At 48.4% G+C, this 17,912-nt stretch carries 21 protein-coding genes; 8 read left to right on the plus strand and 13 right to left on the minus strand.

All coding sequences use genetic code 11. From position 1 onward, the window contains the following. Nucleotides 1-49: 49 nt before the first annotated feature. Both KDK18_RS04120 and KDK18_RS04125 read right to left on the minus strand, forming a co-directional pair. Nucleotides 50-328, minus strand: coding sequence for a hypothetical protein (locus tag KDK18_RS04120; RefSeq protein WP_257253407.1), 279 nt, complete (start codon nt 326-328; stop codon nt 50-52). 127 nt (nt 329-455) lie between these two features. Continuing rightward, nucleotides 456-707 (minus strand): hypothetical protein, encoded by a 252-nt coding sequence (locus KDK18_RS04125; protein WP_257253408.1) that lies wholly within the window; start codon nt 705-707, stop codon nt 456-458. Nucleotides 708-801: 94 nt separating this feature from the next. On the opposite strand from KDK18_RS04125, the gene KDK18_RS04130 reads away from it, so the two are divergent. Further along, nucleotides 802-1,440, plus strand: a complete 639-nt coding sequence (locus KDK18_RS04130) for an RING finger domain-containing protein (protein ID WP_257253410.1) — start codon at nt 802-804, stop codon at nt 1,438-1,440. Nucleotides 1,441-1,465: 25 nt separating this feature from the next. Here KDK18_RS04130 and KDK18_RS04135 read toward each other — a convergent pair whose 3' ends face one another. Next, entirely contained in the window at nt 1,466-2,698 is a 1,233-nt protein-coding gene (locus tag KDK18_RS04135; protein ID WP_257253411.1) for a transposase, read from the minus strand. Nucleotides 2,699-2,735: 37 nt separating this feature from the next. On the opposite strand from KDK18_RS04135, the gene tnpA reads away from it, so the two are divergent. After that, nucleotides 2,736-3,137: an IS200/IS605 family transposase gene (gene tnpA / locus KDK18_RS04140; protein WP_257253413.1), complete on the plus strand. Its 402-nt coding sequence runs from the start codon at nt 2,736-2,738 to the stop codon at nt 3,135-3,137. 173 nt (nt 3,138-3,310) lie between these two features. On the opposite strand, the gene KDK18_RS04145 is transcribed toward tnpA, so the two are convergent. Together KDK18_RS04145 and KDK18_RS04150 are read right to left on the minus strand one after the other, a co-directional pair. Next, nucleotides 3,311-3,415, minus strand: a complete 105-nt coding sequence (locus KDK18_RS04145) for a LacI family DNA-binding transcriptional regulator (RefSeq protein WP_257253415.1) — start codon at nt 3,413-3,415, stop codon at nt 3,311-3,313. Further along, nucleotides 3,403-3,729: a PTS lactose/cellobiose transporter subunit IIA gene (locus KDK18_RS04150; RefSeq protein WP_257253416.1), complete on the minus strand. Its 327-nt coding sequence runs from the start codon at nt 3,727-3,729 to the stop codon at nt 3,403-3,405. Before KDK18_RS04150 ends, KDK18_RS04145 begins: the two co-directional genes overlap by 13 nt. Nucleotides 3,730-4,345: 616 nt before the next feature. On the opposite strand from KDK18_RS04150, the gene KDK18_RS04155 reads away from it, so the two are divergent. The 6 genes from KDK18_RS04155 to ptsG all read left to right on the plus strand — a co-directional run bounded on the left by KDK18_RS04155 (nt 4,346) and on the right by ptsG (nt 9,956). Next, nucleotides 4,346-5,251 carry a TIGR01777 family oxidoreductase gene (locus tag KDK18_RS04155; RefSeq protein WP_257253418.1) on the plus strand — a complete coding sequence of 302 codons (906 nt, stop codon included), beginning with the start codon at nt 4,346-4,348 and terminating at the stop codon, nt 5,249-5,251. Nucleotides 5,252-5,616: 365 nt separating this feature from the next. Then, nucleotides 5,617-6,612 (plus strand): ABC transporter ATP-binding protein, encoded by a 996-nt coding sequence (locus KDK18_RS04160; RefSeq protein ID WP_257253434.1) that lies wholly within the window; start codon nt 5,617-5,619, stop codon nt 6,610-6,612. Next, entirely contained in the window at nt 6,605-7,384 is a 780-nt protein-coding gene (locus KDK18_RS04165) for an ABC transporter permease (protein WP_257253419.1), read from the plus strand. The genes KDK18_RS04160 and KDK18_RS04165 overlap by 8 nt, the downstream gene beginning before the upstream one ends. Further along, nucleotides 7,385-8,272, plus strand: coding sequence for an NADPH-dependent 7-cyano-7-deazaguanine reductase QueF (gene queF / locus KDK18_RS04170; RefSeq protein ID WP_306670855.1), 888 nt, complete (start codon nt 7,385-7,387; stop codon nt 8,270-8,272). Nucleotides 8,273-8,327: 55 nt separating this feature from the next. Next, nucleotides 8,328-8,465: a hypothetical protein gene (locus KDK18_RS04175; RefSeq protein ID WP_257253421.1), complete on the plus strand. Its 138-nt coding sequence runs from the start codon at nt 8,328-8,330 to the stop codon at nt 8,463-8,465. A 57-nt stretch (nt 8,466-8,522) separates the two neighbouring features. After that, on the plus strand, nt 8,523-9,956 hold the full coding sequence (ptsG, locus tag KDK18_RS04180; RefSeq protein ID WP_257253423.1) for a PTS glucose transporter subunit IIBC: 1,434 nt from the start codon (nt 8,523-8,525) through the stop codon (nt 9,954-9,956). A 6-nt stretch (nt 9,957-9,962) separates the two neighbouring features. On the opposite strand, the gene KDK18_RS04185 is transcribed toward ptsG, so the two are convergent. From KDK18_RS04185 to KDK18_RS04220, 8 genes are all read right to left on the minus strand, one after another. Continuing rightward, nucleotides 9,963-10,700 carry a copper homeostasis protein CutC gene (locus KDK18_RS04185; RefSeq protein ID WP_257253424.1) on the minus strand — a complete coding sequence of 246 codons (738 nt, stop codon included), beginning with the start codon at nt 10,698-10,700 and terminating at the stop codon, nt 9,963-9,965. Between the two features lie 277 nt (nt 10,701-10,977). Further along, nucleotides 10,978-11,679 carry a hypothetical protein gene (locus KDK18_RS04190; protein ID WP_257253426.1) on the minus strand — a complete coding sequence of 234 codons (702 nt, stop codon included), beginning with the start codon at nt 11,677-11,679 and terminating at the stop codon, nt 10,978-10,980. 391 nt (nt 11,680-12,070) lie between these two features. Then, nucleotides 12,071-12,577: a PTS glucose transporter subunit IIA gene (crr, locus tag KDK18_RS04195; RefSeq protein ID WP_257253427.1), complete on the minus strand. Its 507-nt coding sequence runs from the start codon at nt 12,575-12,577 to the stop codon at nt 12,071-12,073. Between the two features lie 133 nt (nt 12,578-12,710). Beyond that, a complete protein-coding gene (gene pfkA, locus KDK18_RS04200) occupies nt 12,711-13,691 on the minus strand; it encodes a 6-phosphofructokinase (RefSeq protein ID WP_257253428.1) in 981 nt (326 codons plus the stop codon). Between the two features lie 77 nt (nt 13,692-13,768). Further along, entirely contained in the window at nt 13,769-15,205 is a 1,437-nt protein-coding gene (gene pyk, locus KDK18_RS04205; protein ID WP_257253429.1) for a pyruvate kinase, read from the minus strand. A gap of 415 nt (nt 15,206-15,620) precedes the next feature. Then, on the minus strand, nt 15,621-16,628 hold the full coding sequence (gap, locus tag KDK18_RS04210) for a type I glyceraldehyde-3-phosphate dehydrogenase (RefSeq protein WP_257253430.1): 1,008 nt from the start codon (nt 16,626-16,628) through the stop codon (nt 15,621-15,623). A 709-nt stretch (nt 16,629-17,337) separates the two neighbouring features. Further along, complete coding sequence (locus KDK18_RS04215; RefSeq protein WP_257253431.1) at nt 17,338-17,595, minus strand: HPr family phosphocarrier protein; 258 nt, start codon at nt 17,593-17,595, stop codon at nt 17,338-17,340. A gap of 105 nt (nt 17,596-17,700) precedes the next feature. After that, nucleotides 17,701-17,912, minus strand: a 212-nt coding sequence (locus tag KDK18_RS04220) for a hypothetical protein (protein WP_257253433.1), incomplete at its 5' end; no start/stop codon positions are given.

Genomic DNA, 17,912 nt, shown 5'->3' on the forward strand with positions numbered 1-17,912 from the left:
GACCAATTTATTGCAACCGCAGTAGGACAGCCTTAAGTCCGACAGGCTGCTAGGGAGAGAAGTAATCCAGTACCTCAACATAATACATGCAGCCTCGAATCATAATACCCATATGACTAGGGAAAAAGTTTGTTGGCGCGGGGAAGCCTTGCACCCAGTATGGAAAAGCCTGCTGCCGGATGGACACCCAAAGAATACCCCAGCCATTTGATTGAAGCACAAAATTAGCCACAGAATTGTAGTCATAAGGACTGCGGATAACATAGCCTGTGGCAACACTCTTACAGGAAAGACAAAAAAGAGCAGTCAGAGCTATATATTTTTTCATATCAGCCAATAACCTCCATATGCTGAAGAATATATATGGACCAAATGACTGATCTTGCAACTTGACGACCTCTGCAGGGGACAAGCCCCCATTTACTGGCAAATCATCTTGAAACCTCTCTTGGGCATCAATCCTGTATTGACCTTATTGCGCTGGTTATTTTTGGCCTCATGCAGATGGGTTCAGTCAACCTTTCCCGTATTGCCCGAACTTTGGGGCACGTACCGGGACCGGCTCCGGGTGCAATCGTCTCAAGCACTTCTTCGCCCGGAGTGGCATGGAGCATGATGATATTGCCAGAATGGTCGCTAAGTAGGAGGGCGTCATTCCCACGGAGGAAGCTGTCGCAAAAGTAGCGAGCAAAGCTGAGACGAGGCAACGGTTCTTCCGCCTGGCATCGTTATGGCTTTTCACAGGGTAAGTCATAAAATTTGGGGAACTTTTCTGCCAGTTTTTTATCTCATTATTTACTAATGAACAGAAATGGAACTTATTTTATGACAATGAGTGTTTCGGATGCATGTCAAATCTGTCTCGGGTCTTTTAATGAAAAAGATAATGAAGATCTTCGATGTAAGAATAAAAAAGTGGTTCTCCCGTGCCATGAATCTCATGTTTTTGGAAGAAAATGTCTTGCTATATGGTATGGCCATTCCAAGACTTGTCCTAGCTGTAGGGCTCCGGTGCCGTCATATGTTTTTGAGAATATGCCTCCTCCTCGATCATTGCGTGAACGGGTAACCAGAATATCTCAAATTGCTACTAATGCTTTTATTGGTGCTGCTGGCTCTGCTCTTATTGGGGCAACTCTTATTGGTACCTCTGGCATTATTAATATTTACAGTGGTTTGGCTGAGACTGGTGATGTTATGACCGCTTTGGCTGCTGGTGTACGCACAGCTACTCTATCCGGAGCTGTTTTTGGAGCGGGAAATAGCGTAATTGAAGTACTACCTTACGGGTTTATAGGTTTTTCTATTAGCCTTGCCAGCTGCCCTATAGCTTATGCATTTTATGGCTACCTTGCTGCTAGTCATTTTGCTGGTTTTGCCGCTGGTGCATTCGTTGGCGTGCTCTGCCCTCCTCATCCTTCTATTTATTTTGATGATTAATTTACGGGGTGATGTACTCCCACCACTAAGCCGCTGAAGCAGCTTTAGTGGGGGCTTCTTGCGACCCACGCTGAGAACTCTCAACACCTTTCGCTGTAGCACCTGCGCTGACAGATATTGCTACAGGGGAACTCTTTATACAAACGCTGCATCCCAGCGAATCAGCTAAACCAATATCACGGATATTACAGGCGGCGTTTATGTCCCTGTCATTGACAGATTGACAATTTGGGCACTGCCACTCCCGCACAGACAGGGGCATGGCTTCCATTTTATAGCCGCAGCAATTACACAGTTTGGAACTCGGATGGAACCTCCCTATCCGAATCAGGTTCTTGCCATTCCAACGACACTTGTATTCCAGTGTCGTCAGAAACATTCCCCAGCCTGCGTCCTGTATTGCTCTGGCAAGTTTACGGTTTTTTATCATGCCTTTGATATTGAGGTCTTCTACAGCAAAGGTGGTTGCGTGGCTTTTGTCAGCCAAATTTGCTGTTGCCTGGTGCGTGAAATCGTAGCGACGGTTGGCTATTTTTTCATGGATTATGGAGACTTTGCGTTTTTGCTTTGATCTGTTGGCTGAACCTTTTTTCTTTCTGGCGAGTATCTTTTGCTCCATTGCCAGCCGAACCAGTGAAGCCTTCAGAATACGAGGGTTTTCAGTCTTGTTACCTTTACTATCAATAAGAAATTCAGTCAGCCCAACATCAAGACCAACAGTGTTTTCTCTTTCAATCGTTGCAGGAGCTGGATCAACAACACCATCATCAACCAACACACTGGCAAAGTATTTGCCTGACGGTGAACGCTTGACAGTAACGGTTTTGACCTTGCCGGAAAACGGGCGATGAAGTTTTGCTTTTATTCCCTTCAGCTTTGGCAGGTTGATAGCCGATGCTTCAAAATCAACCGTTACATGCTGGGGGCATTGGAAAGACTGCCAGCCGGAATATTTTGATTTGAATTTTGGAAACTGGGCTCGACCCTGAAAAAAGTTGGTGAACGCAGTATCCAGGTTGGCGAGAGAGGCCAGCAGACTTTGACTGTTGACGTCCGTCAACCATTCTTTGTCGTCTTTCTTGCTGGCAACCAGACGATCCTGAAGCTGACGCTTTGACAGGCTCTTTCCGGTTTCTTTGTAATGTTTGTCTTTTTCTGACAATGCCCAGTTATAGACATGACGAGAGCAACCGAAGTGCTTTTCAATCAGCACTCGCTGTTCAGGGTTGGGGTAGGTTCTGTACTTGTATGCTCTCATACGACTATAATAACACAAAATAACTTAGTGTAATAGAATGAAATCCCACTATCATTGTGTCTATAAGCTAAAATATCATTTAGTGTTAGTAACAAAATACCGCCGTAGATGCTTCACAGCTCCCATGCTGGTCAGGTTGGAAGAAATCTGTCGTGACCTTTGCCAAAAGTGGGAGGTTGATCTTGAAGAGTTTGGTGGAGAGGCTGACCATGTTCACCTAATGCTTGATCTGCATCCGAACATCATGCCCAGCAAGTTCGTGAACAACCTGAAAACTGTCACCAGCAGGCTTATCCGAAAAGAGTTTTCAAAGCACTTGAAAATGCATTATTGGAAGCCTGTTCTATGGACAAGGGCGTACTGCTTGATAACGGCTGACGGTGCGCCTTTGGAAGTTCTGAAGGAATACATACAGAAACAGGAGAGGCCGGAGAAATGACAGCCCTATACGGGCTATTCGCTATCCATCTCCATCCAAACCTTCAAAGGTCGCTACGCTCCCAATGAGAGGCTATGGATGGAGAATTTCGCGAGTTTCGTTAAACTGTATTCACAGAGAAAAGCAAAGGCTTCCACACAACCTGCAGCCATCTCTTGAATAGCAAACTCCACTCACAGGCGGGTTGTCTCCGTTACCTGTCCGGTATTTTTCAGTACCCTGGATACGATAGCACGGGATACTTTTGCTCGCTCAGCGACGTCTTTTATTGTGGCCATTTTTGCTTCTGATCGATTTTTTTGTGAAGTGTTATCAGCTCCTGAACCATTTCCTGAGCCAGCATGGATGTCATCAAATGATCCTGGGCATGTACCATCACCAGGGTCATTGGCCTTTTCCCTTCGCCCTGATCTTCCTCGATCAGTTGAGTCTGGATTCTGTGAGCCCCTTTTGCGGCCTCCCGGGCGTGAGCTATCATCTCTTCGGCTCCTTCGTAATCCCCAGCCTTTGCCTTGGACAAAGCATCGTAAGCACAGCTGCGAGCGAGGCCAGAGTTAATGATAATCTCCATTACGGCAGACTCTGGATCCATGGTCATACTCCTGTCTGGTATACAGTTAGCCGGAGTGCTTTGCGGACTCTTGATCAATTGCCCGAAACACTCAAAAAATGTTTTACGGTAAAAATAGTCAGGACGCTCAGTTTACACTGTGTCTTTTTAGATGCAGTCGGTTTCATGGAGTGGTGACATTATGGCTGACATAAGTCAAAAAACCGGGTTTTGGACTGCTTGAGTGAAAGTGAAATAAAAAAAGACAAATGCCTTATATTCGTGACTGGATATTCGCATAGGTGTAAACCGAAGCTTTATTGATATAGATCAAGGTTTTTGTAGTAGGTAATACGTATTATGAAGTCACTCGGGCCAATCAAGAAAAATAATAAAAAGCGCCAGAGAATAAGGGACATAAAAAAAAGAAGCGGGAGCCAGTGACAAGCCAGCTGATCAAATACCCGGGTTTGAGGGGACCCAGGGTATTTTTTTATGGGTAAAAAATCTGCCTCAAAGTTCATTCATTCTGCAATAAAAATCATCAGTAAAAAATTGTTTCTGAAGCTCATGGCTGTTTAATATGGAATCATGGGATTTTATCCCGTGAGACTGAGGACGCTCCATTTCATTTCAAGGCTTATTCGGGACTTATGTCATGCAGATACTGATTACCGGGGGAACAGGGTTTATTGGCCGCCGACTGGTGGCCAGACTTTTATCAAAAGGGCATCGGCTGACCATTTTGAGCAGACAGGATGCCAGGGATGTACACCGCCTTCTGTCCACTGAAGTGAAGCCTGTAAAGTCCTTGTCGGCTGTGAAGCCCTCTGAAGCCTTCGATGCCATTGTCAATCTGGCCGGTGAAGGAGTGATGGATAAGCGTTGGACTCCCTCAAGAAAAAGACAGTTGCTCAATAGCCGGATCGCATTGACTTCAGAATTGGTTGACCTGACTGAGAGAATGGAAAACCGGCCAGACTGTCTGATCAGTGGCTCTGCTATTGGGTTTTATGGTGGTAGGGACGATGCTGCCCGTCTGGATGAGTCTTCCGGGGCTGGGGATGACTTTGCTGCAGGACTGTGTATACGCTGGGAGCAGGCTGCTGTGCGTGCAAAGGATTTGGGGCTGCGGGTTTGTCTGGTCAGAACCGGAGTAGTATTGCACCCTGAAGGCGGTGCGCTCCGGGAAATGATGCTTCCTTTCCGTCTGGGTATTGGTGGTCCGCTGGGTTCTGGCAAGCAGATGATGTCGTGGATTCACATGGAAGATATGGTGAATGCGCTGGAATTTTTGCTGGAGAATGACTCAGCTGAGGGCGCCTTTAATGCCACCGCTCCTGAAGCTGTCAGTAATAAAGACTTTGCCGTGACTCTGGCCGGCACTCTTAATCGTCCGGCCTTCCTGAAAATGCCAGCCATGGTTCTCAGGGGAATGTTGGGGGAGTCTTCTGAAATGGTATTGAAAGGCCAGAATATCTACCCACAGCGTCTCATGGCTGAAGGATTTTCATTCACTTATCCACAACTTAAACCAGCACTGACTCAGTTGATTGGGGCTTAGTATGAAAAAATAATTTAAAAATGCCGTTTAATTTATCGTTTTATAATAAAATCATCCTTTTTTCATTTTGGGGAAGGGTTGGGCGTCTCTCTCAGTGCTCTTTTTAGCCTCTTCCAAGGACTATGCCACAGCGTTGCAGAGAGTGAAGCTCTACAGATCAATACATCAATAAGTAGTGACAGCCATAAGCAGCAGGATATTTTTCTATTTCCTGATGACGGAAAAACGTTCAAAGTAACTGCCATGAGTAATCGCCTCTGTTTGATTTCACTGGATGGATGAGAGAAAGCAGGGTAAAAGCAAGAGTGACACTATGCAAAGGCTTTGATGGAGAAGAAGCTCTGCATAACACGGACTATAAAAACATGCCTCAGGCACTGAAAATACAGAATCTAAGAAAACAATACGACAATGGATTTCAAGCCCTGAAAGGGATTGATCTCTCGGTTGAAGAAGGCGATTTTTACGCCCTGCTGGGACCCAATGGTGCCGGCAAATCAACCTCTATCGGTATTATTTCATCACTGGTTCGAAAGACTTCTGGCAAGGTTTCAATATTCGGGCACGACATTGATACTGATCTTGTCAGGGCCAAGCGGATGCTGGGAGTCGTTCCCCAGGAATTCAACTTCAACCAGTTTGAAAAAGTTGAAGATATCATTGTGACGCAAGCCGGTTACTATGGCATACCAGCAAAAGAAGCCCGCCAGCGCTCTGAGAAGTATCTCAAGCAGTTGGGCCTGTGGGATAAACGACACAATGTCTCAAGAATGTTGTCCGGCGGTATGAAGCGCCGTTTGATGATTGTCAGAGCCCTGATTCACCAGCCCAGACTACTGATTCTTGATGAACCGACCGCCGGTGTTGATATTGAGCTTCGTCGCTCTCTCTGGGACTTCCTCAGGGACATCAATGGGCAGGGCACCACGATTATCCTGACCACTCATTATCTCGAAGAGGCTGAGCAGCTCTGCCGCAATATTGGCATTATCGATAGTGGCAAGATTGTCGAGAACACCAGTACCAAGGCTTTGTTGGGCAAGCTTCAACAAGAGAGCTTTGTGCTGGATCTGAAAAAGCCGATTGAATATCTGCCTACCTTTGCAGGTTATACCGTCAAGATGTTGGATAACCGTAGCATTGAAGTTGAGGTTGGCAAGCATCAGGGAGTGAATGACCTGTTCAGGCAGCTGAGTGAATGTCGTATTGAAGTAGCCAGTATGAGAAACAAGTCCAACCGGCTTGAAGAGCTGTTTGTCAATTTAACTTCTGATGCCTCGGCGACAGACGCTTCGGGAGCTGACTCTTCGGGACAAACTAAAGGCAGTGCAGCTGAGAAGGGGGAAGCGCACGGTGAGTGAGTGGAAGTATAACCTGGTCGCGTTTAATACGATCTTCAGTAAAGAAATTCGTCGTTTCATGCGCATTTGGCCACAGACCCTATTGCCGCCAGCGATCACCATGTCTCTGTATTTCGTTATTTTTGGTGCCGTGATTGGCTCCAGAGTGGGCGAAATGGGTGGCTTTGATTATATGACCTTTGTCGTACCGGGTCTGGTTATGATGGCGGTGATTACCAACAGCTTCAGTAATGTGGCTTCCAGCTTTTTCAGCAACAAGTTTCAGAAGAGTGTTGAAGAGTTGCTGGTGTCACCGGTACCGAACTGGGTGATTCTGGCCGGGTACACTATGGGCGGTGTTGTCAGGGGGCTCTACGTTGGTGTTCTGGTTATGCTGCTGGGAGCCTTCTTTGTGGAGCTTCAGGTTCATCATATTCTTATTACCCTGCTGGCCGTTTTTCTGACTGCAACTCTTTTTGCATTGGGTGGTTTCATCAATGCAGTGTTTGCCAGAAAATTTGACGATGTCGCCATCATCCCGACATTTGTATTAACTCCACTTACTTACCTGGGAGGGGTTTTCTACTCAGTAGACGTTCTTCCCGAGCCATTCCGCTCCATCTCACTGTTGAACCCTATCCTTTATCAGGTGAACGCCTTCCGTTATGGAATCCTCGGGCAGGACAGTGGTATCAGTATTGGCTGGGCTTTTGTTGTGATGGTTCTGGCTATCGTTATCATGGCCACATGGGCCCTTCATCTCCTGCGAGTGGGCAAAGGCCTGCGAAACTGAATGTGGAGAGTGCAGAACTGGCCGGGTTATGGGGCAGAAAGAGTTGAGTCAGAGTGTGAAATTATGAGTGAATTAGTGAATGCCTCCCCACTGGGGAAAAACAGTGAGTACCAAGCGGAGTATAATCCGGAACTTTTGTTTCCCATTCCCCGTAAGGATAAGCAGCTGGAGTTGGGGCTGGACCCGGAAAATCTCCCTTTCGTTGGCAGTGATGTCTGGCATGGCTATGAACTGTCATGGCTCAATAAAAAGGGTAAGCCGTTGGCAATGGTGGGTCGTTTTGAGTTGCCGTGCCATTCGCCCTGTCTCATTGAATCAAAGTCCTTCAAGCTTTACCTGAATTCATTCAACCAGACTCAGTTTGACTCTGTGTCTCAGGTTCAGGCGCTAATGGAAAAGGATCTCAGTCAAGCGGCAGGTGCACCGGTTAGCGTAAAGCTGATGACGATTGCCGAAATGGAAGTTTTCGGATTCAAACCGGCTCCCGGTATTGGCGTAGATCAGCTGGATGTGGCCATTGATTGCTATGACTATAAGCCTGACCTCTTGCAAAAGGCTGAAGGCACCCGGGAAGAAACCATCCACTCTCATTTGCTGAAGTCCAACTGTCCAGTTACCGGGCAACCAGATTGGGGTACCGTGGTCGTCCAATATAAAGGTGAAGCCATTAGTCATGAGTCGTTTTTGAGGTTTATCTGTTCATTCCGGGGGCATCAGGAATTTCATGAGCAGTGTGTGGAAAGAGTTTTCACAGAGATCCGGGCCCGTTTCGAAATGGAATCTCTGACCGTCTATGCTCGCTATGTACGCCGGGGAGGACTGGATATTAACCCCTGGCGCAGTAGTGACCGGGCCGGGCAGGATGACAGGCGTCTGATCAGGCAGTAAAGCAACTCGTCACAAAGGATGGCCGGGCAAAAAGATCTCACCCGCATCAGGATGAATGAATCGCCGTAATGAATGGCGGATCATGCGTAGCTTTTGCTTCCCGGAGGGAGCTGGAGATACTCTGGCCGTCAACACGCCCATGGAAGTAAATGTTATTTCTACGCTCACGGCCGTTTGGTCTATTCTTCCATAAGTTTACCCATCTTCAGCTTGCTCTCAGATTAGAATCTTCTCCCCCGGAGTCTCTCCAATGGTCAAATCTGCATTCGGCACACTTCAGCAGATAGGTCGGGCGTTGATGCTGCCTGTAGCCGTTCTGCCTGTTGCGGGAATACTGCTGGGCGTAGGCAGTGCCGGCTTCGATTTTATTCCAGATCTCGTCTCCAGCATCATGGCCCAGGCGGGTGGCATGGTCTTCGGAAACCTGCCCATTATCTTTGCTATTGGTACTGCCATTGGCCTTACTGATAATGACGGTGTTTCCTCAGTGGCGGCAACTGTAGGCTTCGTGGTCATGCTGGGAACCATGGGTGTCATGGCCGCAGAGCTCGGAGTAGAACCCAGTTCTATTATGGGCATAGATACGATTGATACCGGTGTTTTCGGTGGAATTATTGTCGGTATCATGGCCTCTTGGATGTTCAATCGCTATTACAAGATCAAACTTCCGGATTATCTGGGCTTCTTTGCAGGAAAGCGCTTTGTTCCCATTGTCACCGCCATCGGGGCTGTCTTTCTCGGCATCCTGCTGAGCTTTATCTGGCCCCCTATTCAGGGTGCTATTGACGCCTTTTCACAATGGTCGGTGACTGAAAACCCGGTCATGGCAGGCTTTGTTTATGGTGTGGTTGAACGTGCCCTGATTCCGTTTGGCCTGCATCATATCTGGAATGTGCCCTTCCAGATGGAGATGGGTGAATTCATTGATCCATCAGGTAATGTCTTTAGAGGCGACATTGCACGTTTTTTTGCCGGTGATCCCACTGCCGGATTCCTGGCTGGTGGCTACCTTTTCAAAATGTTTGGCTTGCCTGCTGCGGCCATTGCCATCTGGCATTGCGCCAGGCCAGAGAACAAACAAAAAGTCGGTGGCCTAATGCTGTCAGCGGCTCTCACTTCATTGCTCACAGGCATTACAGAGCCCATAGAGTTTTCATTCCTTTTTGTCGCCCCGGTACTTTATGGCATTCATGCCCTGCTGGCCGGACTGGCTTATGCCATCACCAACTATCTTGATATTAAGATGGCCATGTCATTTTCCAACGGCCTGATCGATTATCTCCTTTACTTCGGCATTGCCACCAAGCCCCTCTGGATTATTGCCCTGGGTCTGGTCTATGCAGTTCTCTATTATGTGATCTTCAGGGTCATGATTACCCTGCTGGACCTCAAAACACCCGGACGTGAAGTTGAAGCTGAACTTTCAGCCAAAGTGGTTCCATCCAGCGCCCTGGCGAGAGACCTTATTCTGGCTTTTGGCGGCAAGGGAAACATTAAGAATCTGGATGCCTGTATCACTCGTTTGAGAGTCACGGTTAACAACCCTGACGACGTTGACCAGGAAGCCATTAAACAACTGGGAGCCACGGCTGTTGTCGTGGTGGGTCAGAATATGCAGGCCATCTTTGGCACTCAATCCGACAACATCCGAACCGAGATGGAAGAAGTCATTCAATCCATGTAAACCGGGTTACTGAAAAGACTCTACTGCTGTACAGAGGGAACGCACTCTCTCAACCGATACTTCTCCCTCATCAAGAACACTGCTGTACGCATGAATGCTGGTCGAATGATTTTCTACGGGTAGTTGTTGAAGAATCTTCCCGGCGTTGTCCGGACCAACCCCACCACCGACGACCAGCTCCAACCTGTTTTCGGCTTTCAACATCAGTTGCTCGAGCATCCTCACGCCTTCAAAAGCGCCGTCAGCAGAACTCCAGGTTGTACCACTGCTCAGAATACGATCCACACCGTATTGAATCAGTATATCCAGACTCTCAAACACGTTGGGTGTAGCATCCAGTGCACGGTGAAACGTCACGGACAGATTACGGGTCTTGGCGGTGTCGACCAGTCGCCCCAGTACATCACGATTAATGGTATTGCCGGGAAGTGCAAGAGCACCTATGACGACACCATCAGCACGCGCTTTGGCGGCATCACAGATCTGCCGTTCCATAAGCAAAATTTCTTCGGTACCGAATGAAAAATCGCCACCCCGGGGGCGGATCATGCACTGTAAACCACAACGATCCTGAAAGGCTTCCCGGGCAGCTTCGAGAGCTTCTATTGTGGGAGTGGTGCCTCCTAAGGACATATCACCACACAACTCTATACGTGCAGCGCCACCCTTGCAGGCCGCTGCAACAGAGCGGTAAACATAGTCTGGATTCAGACTGTTGACGCAGATCTCGACAGGGATTGGCAATGTGTGACTCCTGATGCTGCTAGCGCTAAAAAAATAGCATTAAATGTCTTTTATAGATGGCCTGCCGCTGAACGTCAGCGATGACATAGACAGGACAACTCTGACAATAATAACCAGATTGTCACAGATCGCTCAGGAAAACACAGTCTTTACAAATAAAATCTCACGAAACTGAAATGATCTTCAGGCGATAACGGGGAGATTTGAGAGAAATCTGGCAACCTTGAACCAGACCCACCTTTAAAAAAACGACACTAACTACTTATTAAACCATCAATCAGGGCAATTCACCCGTCATTCTGAGCACATCATCAATCAGCATCTTGTCCAGCTTCTGCTTTTGCTTCAGCATTTCCATTTTGCCCGGACTGACCCTGACCGTGAAGCTTTCAGGCTCATCATCGCTAATCGCTGCAGGCATGGTAACAGTGTATTCCTCATGGGTTGGGTCCATAAAGAAATAAGGTACAGAATGAGAAAAATTATCAAAACAACCCTGTGACTGATACCTGATAAGGTCATCATAATAAGATGACATATAAGATGAGTAGGCTGATCTTGCTCCCATACACCCGGTGACTGAGCTTTTTCTAACGGTGTCATCCAGGCCCCATGCCTCTTCCCCCCGAGCGGATTCTTCCTCCGGTGGAAGAACGATATCAGGAAGGCGCGCAGCCTGCCTGATATGCTCGGCTTCCATACGCTTGAGTTCTGCCACCAATTCCTGATGGGTCATACGGTTCAAGCGAGCCTCGCGGGCCTGGGCATAAGACTCGTAACTGCTCCCGCCTAACAGAGAGTCTCCGTCCAGATATCGGGACACAGTCTCTCTTCTGACAGAGTCCAACTCGTCAATAACAACCTGCAAGTTCTCAGCCTCCCGATCTTCTTTCGGGCTCACAGGTACCTCTTGGAATGAAAAAATCAGCAGCAGGAAGCCGGTAACCACCAGCACTAAAAGCGACACAACTCCTTTCATATACACCTCCTTTAGTCTAATCGCACAGTTTTTTTGTTATGGGAATACAGTGATGACAGGAGCTCACAACACATTGCTTTAAAAGGCGCAGAATTGCATTTCTAACTCATACCTGTCTTTTAATTGAGACCACGAGTTTTCCAGAGGGTTCAATCGCGGACAGAATAGAATAAGGAAGAAAGGTCGTCACTAACGTGTCGGTCAGGTATTCTGACCGTCAGGAAACGCTGAAAGGCTTTAAGGTGAAGTTGGGGATTTTGGAAGCCGCTGGTGTGTCGGCTTCAAGGTACTGACAGACATTATCGAACAAGCGCAAAACCCCGTACTTTGCGACACCCTCCTTAGGGCGGGGAGGATGTCAAGTCCGAAAATAACAGCCTGTTTGAAACAACTACTTCATTTTGACAACCAGCAGGTTGTCATTGCCCTGGACAACAGAGCCCGAAGATTTTTCCAGAGAGGCGACATCGTCCATGTTGGAGATCACAACGGGTGTAATCACACTCTTGGCTTTCTCCTTCAGAAAGTCCAGATCCACTTCAATGACCGGATCTCCAGCCTTGACTTGCTGGCCCTCGCTGGCAATACGCTTGAAGCCCTCGCCCTTTAGCTCGACGGTATCGATACCAAAATGAACAAACAGCTCAACCCCGGTGGGCGTCTCCATGCTGAAGGCGTGATTGGTTTCAAAGATTTTGCCAATCTCACCATCACAGGGCGCTACCATCACGTTGCCAGTAGGATCAATTGCGATGCCATCACCCACCACCTTGTCGGCAAAAACAGGATCAGGTACTTCTTCAATCGGCACAATGTCACCGGTCAGCGGTGCCTTGATCACCGTTCCCTGATCGGCGCTTAGCCCAATGCTTTTCTTCAGAGAGTCAAAAAGGCCCATCGCTTTCACCTTCTACTTCGGACGCGTTTATTTTAGGAGCCCTTGATTAATCTGGCCAGTTGACCCGACTGAAGCTCCCGATTCCTTTCCAGATTAACAGCTGAAGCGACAAACAACAGCAGTTAGAGACCATCTATACGGTGACGATATCCGCTACTTTTAGCAGATGACCATCAATCGCATTGTGCTTACTGATGGCTTTTTCCAGGGGGGTATGGACAATTTTTTGGTCACGAACACCCACCATCACACCACTGACACCTTCACGCAGAGCTTCCACAGAAGCCACTCCAAGGCGACTGGCCAGAACGCGGTCATAACAGCTGGGCTTGCCACCACGCTGAATATGACCTAGCACAGTTACTTTGACTTCATAAGTCGGGAAGTTTTCTTCCACAGCCCGGGACAGTTCAAAGACACCACCGGATTTATCACCTTCTGAAACCACTACGATACTGGATGTTTTCCCGGCTCTGCCACTTTGCTCAAGAGAGCTCATCAATTGATCCACAGACTTTTGATCTTCTGGAATCAAAATCTCTTCTGCACCAGCGGCGATACCGGCATTTAATGCAATAAAGCCTGCATCCCGACCCATTACTTCGATCAGAAACAGACGATTATGAGAGGTTGCAGTATCGCGAATCTTGTCAATCGCCTCTACCACGGTATTCAAGGCAGTGTCATAACCAATGGTGAAATCGGTTCCGAAGATATCGTTGTCAATGGTGCCGGGAACACCAATACAGGAAAGACCATGTTCCTTTTCCAGCAGCATGGCCCCGGTGAAGGAACCGTCACCACCTATAACAACCAGTCCATCCAGCCCGGCAGCCCGGGCATTTTTATAAGCAGCAGCCCGCCCCTCCGGAGCACGGAATTCCTGACAGCGGGCAGACTTCAGGAAAGTCCCACCCTGATTGATAATATTGGCCACTGAGCGCGCGTTCATTACTTCCAGGTCGTTATTAATCAAACCTTTATAACCTTCATGAATAGCTACCGGCTCAACCCCGTAAAAGATACAGCTGCGCACTACGGAACGGATGGCGGCGTTCATGCCCGGGGCATCACCACCTGAGGTAAGCACACCAATTTTTTTTAGTTCTGCCATGATCTGCTCGTCTCCTAAATCCCGTCAGGGAATGCATCAGGCATGCTGCCCAGTCAACATGCCCGTATTGACTGAAATTATTTCACAGTAACAATCTGCATGGTGTTGGTGCCGCCTTCAACTTCACAGGACTCACCCTTGGTCAGAATAATACGGTCACCGGATTCCAGCAGGCCACGATCTTTCAGTTCGGCAATAGCACGCTGATTGACTTCGGGGCCGTATTGGCTGCCACTATCAAAAGCGACTGACTCAACACCCCTGTACAGTGCAACGCGACGCTCAGTAGTTTTGTAGCGGGTCAGGGCAAAAATAGGCAGGCTGGTGTTAACACGGGACATCCACAGAGGAGTCGCACCGGTTTTGGTCAGACAAACAATCGCTTTTACACCTTCCAGACGGTTTGCCGCGTGCATGGCTGCCAGCGCAATGGCTGCATCGGTTTCACCGGCATAGGCCTTGTCCAGGCTGCTTCCGGAAATCATTTCAGGATGTTTTTCAGCACCCTGACAGATACGGGCCATAGCCTTGACGACTTCATGTGGACGCTTGCCTGTAGCCGTTTCACCGGACAACATGACAGCGTCGGTGCCATCCAGAACGGCGTTAGCCACGTCAAACACTTCAGCACGGGTTGGCTGAGTGTTGTGAATCATGGACTCCATCATCTGTGTGGCTGTAATGACAGGACGGTTCAGGCGACGGGCAACGTTGATCATCTGCTTCTGAACACCAATCAACTCAGCGTCGCCGATTTCCACACCCAGGTCACCACGAGCAACCATCACCGCATCAGAGGCCCTGATCACTTCTTCCAGCAATTCAAAGCTTTGAACCACTTCTGCACGCTCAATCTTCGACAGAATGGCAGCTGTACCACCGGCTTCACCCAGCAGCTTGCGAGCTTGCTCGACATCAGCCGCACTGCGCACAAAAGACACTGCCAGGAAATCGACACCCAGAGAAGCGGCCAGCTTGATGTCTTCCTTATCTTTCACGGTCAGGGCATCGGCAGACAGACCACCACCGGCCAGGTTGATACCCTTATTGTTGGACAGCTCACCACCATCCAGAGTGGTGGTTACGATGCGTGAACCCTTAATAGTCTTAACCTGCAGGCTCAGACGGCCATCGTCCAACAGCAGTACATCACCTACCTTGCAGTCATTTGGCAGATTTTTGTAGGCAAGACCGACCTGGGTTTCATCACCGGCATCGATGGGCAGTTCGGCATCCAGAACAAATTCCGCATCGTCCGGCAGGAAGATCTTGCCATTCTGGAAACGCCCGATACGAATTTTGGGCCCCTGCAGGTCACCGAGAATCGCAACACTGCGACCCAGACGGGCAGCAATACTGCGAATGCGCTCTGCACGGACACGGTGATCATCAGCGTCACCGTGAGAGAAATTCAGTCGAACAACGTTGACACCGGCTTCAATCAACTTGGTGAGCTGTTCTTCGGACTCTGTGGCAGGTCCGAGTGTGGCAACGATTTTTGTGCGTCTGAGCATGATATCCTCTCGCGAATTCGCCACGAACCGACCCAGCACGATAAAACTGCCTGAAGGGAGAGTCGACCGGGGCATAAATGCCATACGGCAGTTTGATAACAATTTTCAAGTGAGAAACATTTGACGGGTAATCAATAAAAACACCTGCCTTTGTTCCTGCATCTGTTCAATCTTGATAAAGCAACAAAAAGGAGAGTGAGTACCTGAAATGCCAGCATGCCAATCTGAACCCATTATAGATGGCATGCCAATTTCCCGACATCCGGAAGATGGCTTGAGTGGTTAATCCTCAGCCAGCTTCATATACACCTTCTTCTTTCTGCTGTTTAGTCCCGGACATCCAACGCCCTGCTATGAGAGCATCGGCATCAATCTGAAAAGCCTCACATCACCGAGGCTTTTCAATCACCTGAACTCAGGCACTCAGCAGAGCTTTAGCTGTGTCCAGCATACGGTTGGAGAAGCCCCACTCGTTGTCGTACCAGGACATCACCTTCACCAGGTTACCTTGTACGCGAGTCTGGGTGGCATCAAAGCTGGAAGAGAATGGACTGTGGTTGAAGTCCATGGAAACCAGAGGCTCGTAATTCACGTGCAGTACCTTGCCCATCGCATCGGAAGACTTGGCTGCATTAGCAATGATTTCGTTGACTTCTTCTTTGGAAGTGTCACGACTGGCGACAAAACTCAGATCTACCAGAGATACGTTGATGGTAGGGACGCGAACCGCCATTCCATCAAACTTGCCTTTCAGCTCAGGAACCACCAGACCAACAGCGGCAGCGGCACCGGTAGCAGTCGGGATCATGTTCTGTGCAGCCGCTCGGGCACGATACAGGTCGCTGTGGTATACGTCGCTGAGACGCTGGTCATTGGTGTAGGCATGAATAGTGGTCATCAGACCTTTTTCAATACCCAAAGCATCGTTCAGTGGTTTGGCAATGGGTGCCAGACAGTTGGTAGTGCATGAAGCGTTAGAAATAACGGTCATGTCTGCAGTCAGGGTGTCATGGTTAACACCATAAACGATGGTGGCGTCCACTTCCTTGCCAGGAGCAGAGATGATGACTTTCTTCGCGCCGGCATTCAGGTGAGGTTTGCAAGCTTCCCTGGAACGGAAAACACCGGTGCATTCAAAAACAACGTCAACACCCAGAGCAGCCCAGGGCAGATTAGAGGGATCACGTTCAGAGAATGTCTTGATTTCGTCACCGTTGACAAACAGTGCACCTTCACCTTCTTCAACTTGAGCGTCGAAACGACCGTGTACGGTATCGTACCTGGTCAGGTGAGTATTGATTTTCGCATCACCCAGGTCGTTGATAGCAACAATCTGGAATTCTTCACGACGACCTGCTTCATAGAGCGCACGCAGAACGTTGCGACCGATACGACCATAGCCATTGATTGCGATTTTGATCATGACGTCTCCAATACCCTTAGTCACAGCGGGATAACCCGCTACTTCGATTAGTAGATAGGATTTCCGGTGTAAATTCAGCTTCGTGAAAATACCTAAACCCCTTGTCTTACAAGGGCTCACAGTTTTTTTCAACAATCGACAGAACTAATAACCCTGCCCAACAAACAGTCACACCAAAGGACACTTTTATTCAGGGAGTACAACAAAAGTTATCCATATTAGGCCATCAGGGGTTGACACAGGACTGGAACGACGTTACAAATACGCTCATCAAGACACACAAAGTCGCACACTTGAAAACATCGCCCCCCCAGTAAATCTTTCCTGATGGGTCGTTGTGCACACACAAGGGTGCACAAACAGCCGGATTTCTCTCTACAGACGGCAATCTGAAGGAGAAACCCAGCATATTTCAGCAGTTAACAACACCTGACAACCTACACTCACCAGTGCGCGTTACCCGCTTGTTATCCATCAAACATACCCGAAAACACGTTTCATTCATGTCTTATGGATGACATCGTCCCGATGCATTTGTTCAAACACACCCGGTACGTGATACTTCTTAGAGGATACCCGTAACCGTTTTAGTATTACAGGCATTTTTGCACCAGAAAATATTTCGTCAGTGAACGACTTAATCATCCTGATTGACAACTGATTTATTCCGAAAGACAACCCGGCCGTAGAGGCCGGGCCAGCATAAAGCTTACTTCAATGTAACGATAAACTCTGCCAGGTGTTGTACAGCCTTCTCAGCTCCGTCACCTTCGCCGATGATGGTCACTGTTGAGCCTTGAGTCAGACCCAGGGTCTGCAGTTTGAACAAACTCTTGGCACTGGCCTGCTTGCCACCAGCTTCCAGCTTAATGTCACACTCGAAGGTCTTGGCTTCTTTGACAAACTGAGCAGCCGGACGAGTATGAAGGCCATTCTCAGCAGTAATTACAACATCTTTCTTAAACATATTCGGTCTCTCTGTAACTTGAGCAGAACAAAAGCCGACAAGACATATTGATTCGTTCAGCCAGTGGTGCTAAGCCTAAGTAAACTCCACGCCATGACCCAAGAATCAGCCAGCCTCAACCAAAACGGTATCAGGATTTTCCACTAAACTGCTTCGCAGGCAAGAAAAATCAAAACCTTCTTTGAGCCAGGGCAAAACGGCTATTTTTAGCGCACCACCTACTAGGAGGCTGACCGAGAATAGCGCCCGTAGCGAGGACGGCAGAAAATTGAGGATGAAAATTCGGTTTTGTGAGGAGAATAGCGAGCTATTTGACG

The sequence above is a fragment of the Endozoicomonas sp. SESOKO3 genome (assembly GCF_024606255.1).

Coding starts and splice junctions, on each gene's coding strand:
- KDK18_RS04120 (WP_257253407.1), bottom strand. CDS start 328: ATGAAAAAATATATAGCTCTGACTGCTCTTTTTTGTCTTTCCTGTAAG.
- gap (WP_257253430.1), bottom strand. CDS start 16,628: ATGATCAAAATCGCAATCAATGGCTATGGTCGTATCGGTCGCAACGTT.
- KDK18_RS04135 (WP_257253411.1), bottom strand. CDS start 2,698: ATGAGAGCATACAAGTACAGAACCTACCCCAACCCTGAACAGCGAGTG.
- ptsG (WP_257253423.1), top strand. CDS start 8,523: ATGGTCAAATCTGCATTCGGCACACTTCAGCAGATAGGTCGGGCGTTG.
- pfkA (WP_257253428.1), bottom strand. CDS start 13,691: ATGGCAGAACTAAAAAAAATTGGTGTGCTTACCTCAGGTGGTGATGCC.
- KDK18_RS04155 (WP_257253418.1), top strand. CDS start 4,346: ATGCAGATACTGATTACCGGGGGAACAGGGTTTATTGGCCGCCGACTG.
- KDK18_RS04175 (WP_257253421.1), top strand. CDS start 8,328: ATGAATCGCCGTAATGAATGGCGGATCATGCGTAGCTTTTGCTTCCCG.
- KDK18_RS04145 (WP_257253415.1), bottom strand. CDS start 3,415: ATGGCCACAATAAAAGACGTCGCTGAGCGAGCAAAAGTATCCCGTGCT.
- crr (WP_257253427.1), bottom strand. CDS start 12,577: ATGGGCCTTTTTGACTCTCTGAAGAAAAGCATTGGGCTAAGCGCCGAT.
- pyk (WP_257253429.1), bottom strand. CDS start 15,205: ATGCTCAGACGCACAAAAATCGTTGCCACACTCGGACCTGCCACAGAG.
- KDK18_RS04215 (WP_257253431.1), bottom strand. CDS start 17,595: ATGTTTAAGAAAGATGTTGTAATTACTGCTGAGAATGGCCTTCATACT.
- queF (WP_306670855.1), top strand. CDS start 7,385: ATGTGGAGAGTGCAGAACTGGCCGGGTTATGGGGCAGAAAGAGTTGAG.
- tnpA (WP_257253413.1), top strand. CDS start 2,736: ATGAAATCCCACTATCATTGTGTCTATAAGCTAAAATATCATTTAGTG.
- KDK18_RS04160 (WP_257253434.1), top strand. CDS start 5,617: ATGCCTCAGGCACTGAAAATACAGAATCTAAGAAAACAATACGACAAT.
- KDK18_RS04150 (WP_257253416.1), bottom strand. CDS start 3,729: ATGGATCCAGAGTCTGCCGTAATGGAGATTATCATTAACTCTGGCCTC.
- KDK18_RS04190 (WP_257253426.1), bottom strand. CDS start 11,679: ATGAAAGGAGTTGTGTCGCTTTTAGTGCTGGTGGTTACCGGCTTCCTG.
- KDK18_RS04130 (WP_257253410.1), top strand. CDS start 802: ATGAACAGAAATGGAACTTATTTTATGACAATGAGTGTTTCGGATGCA.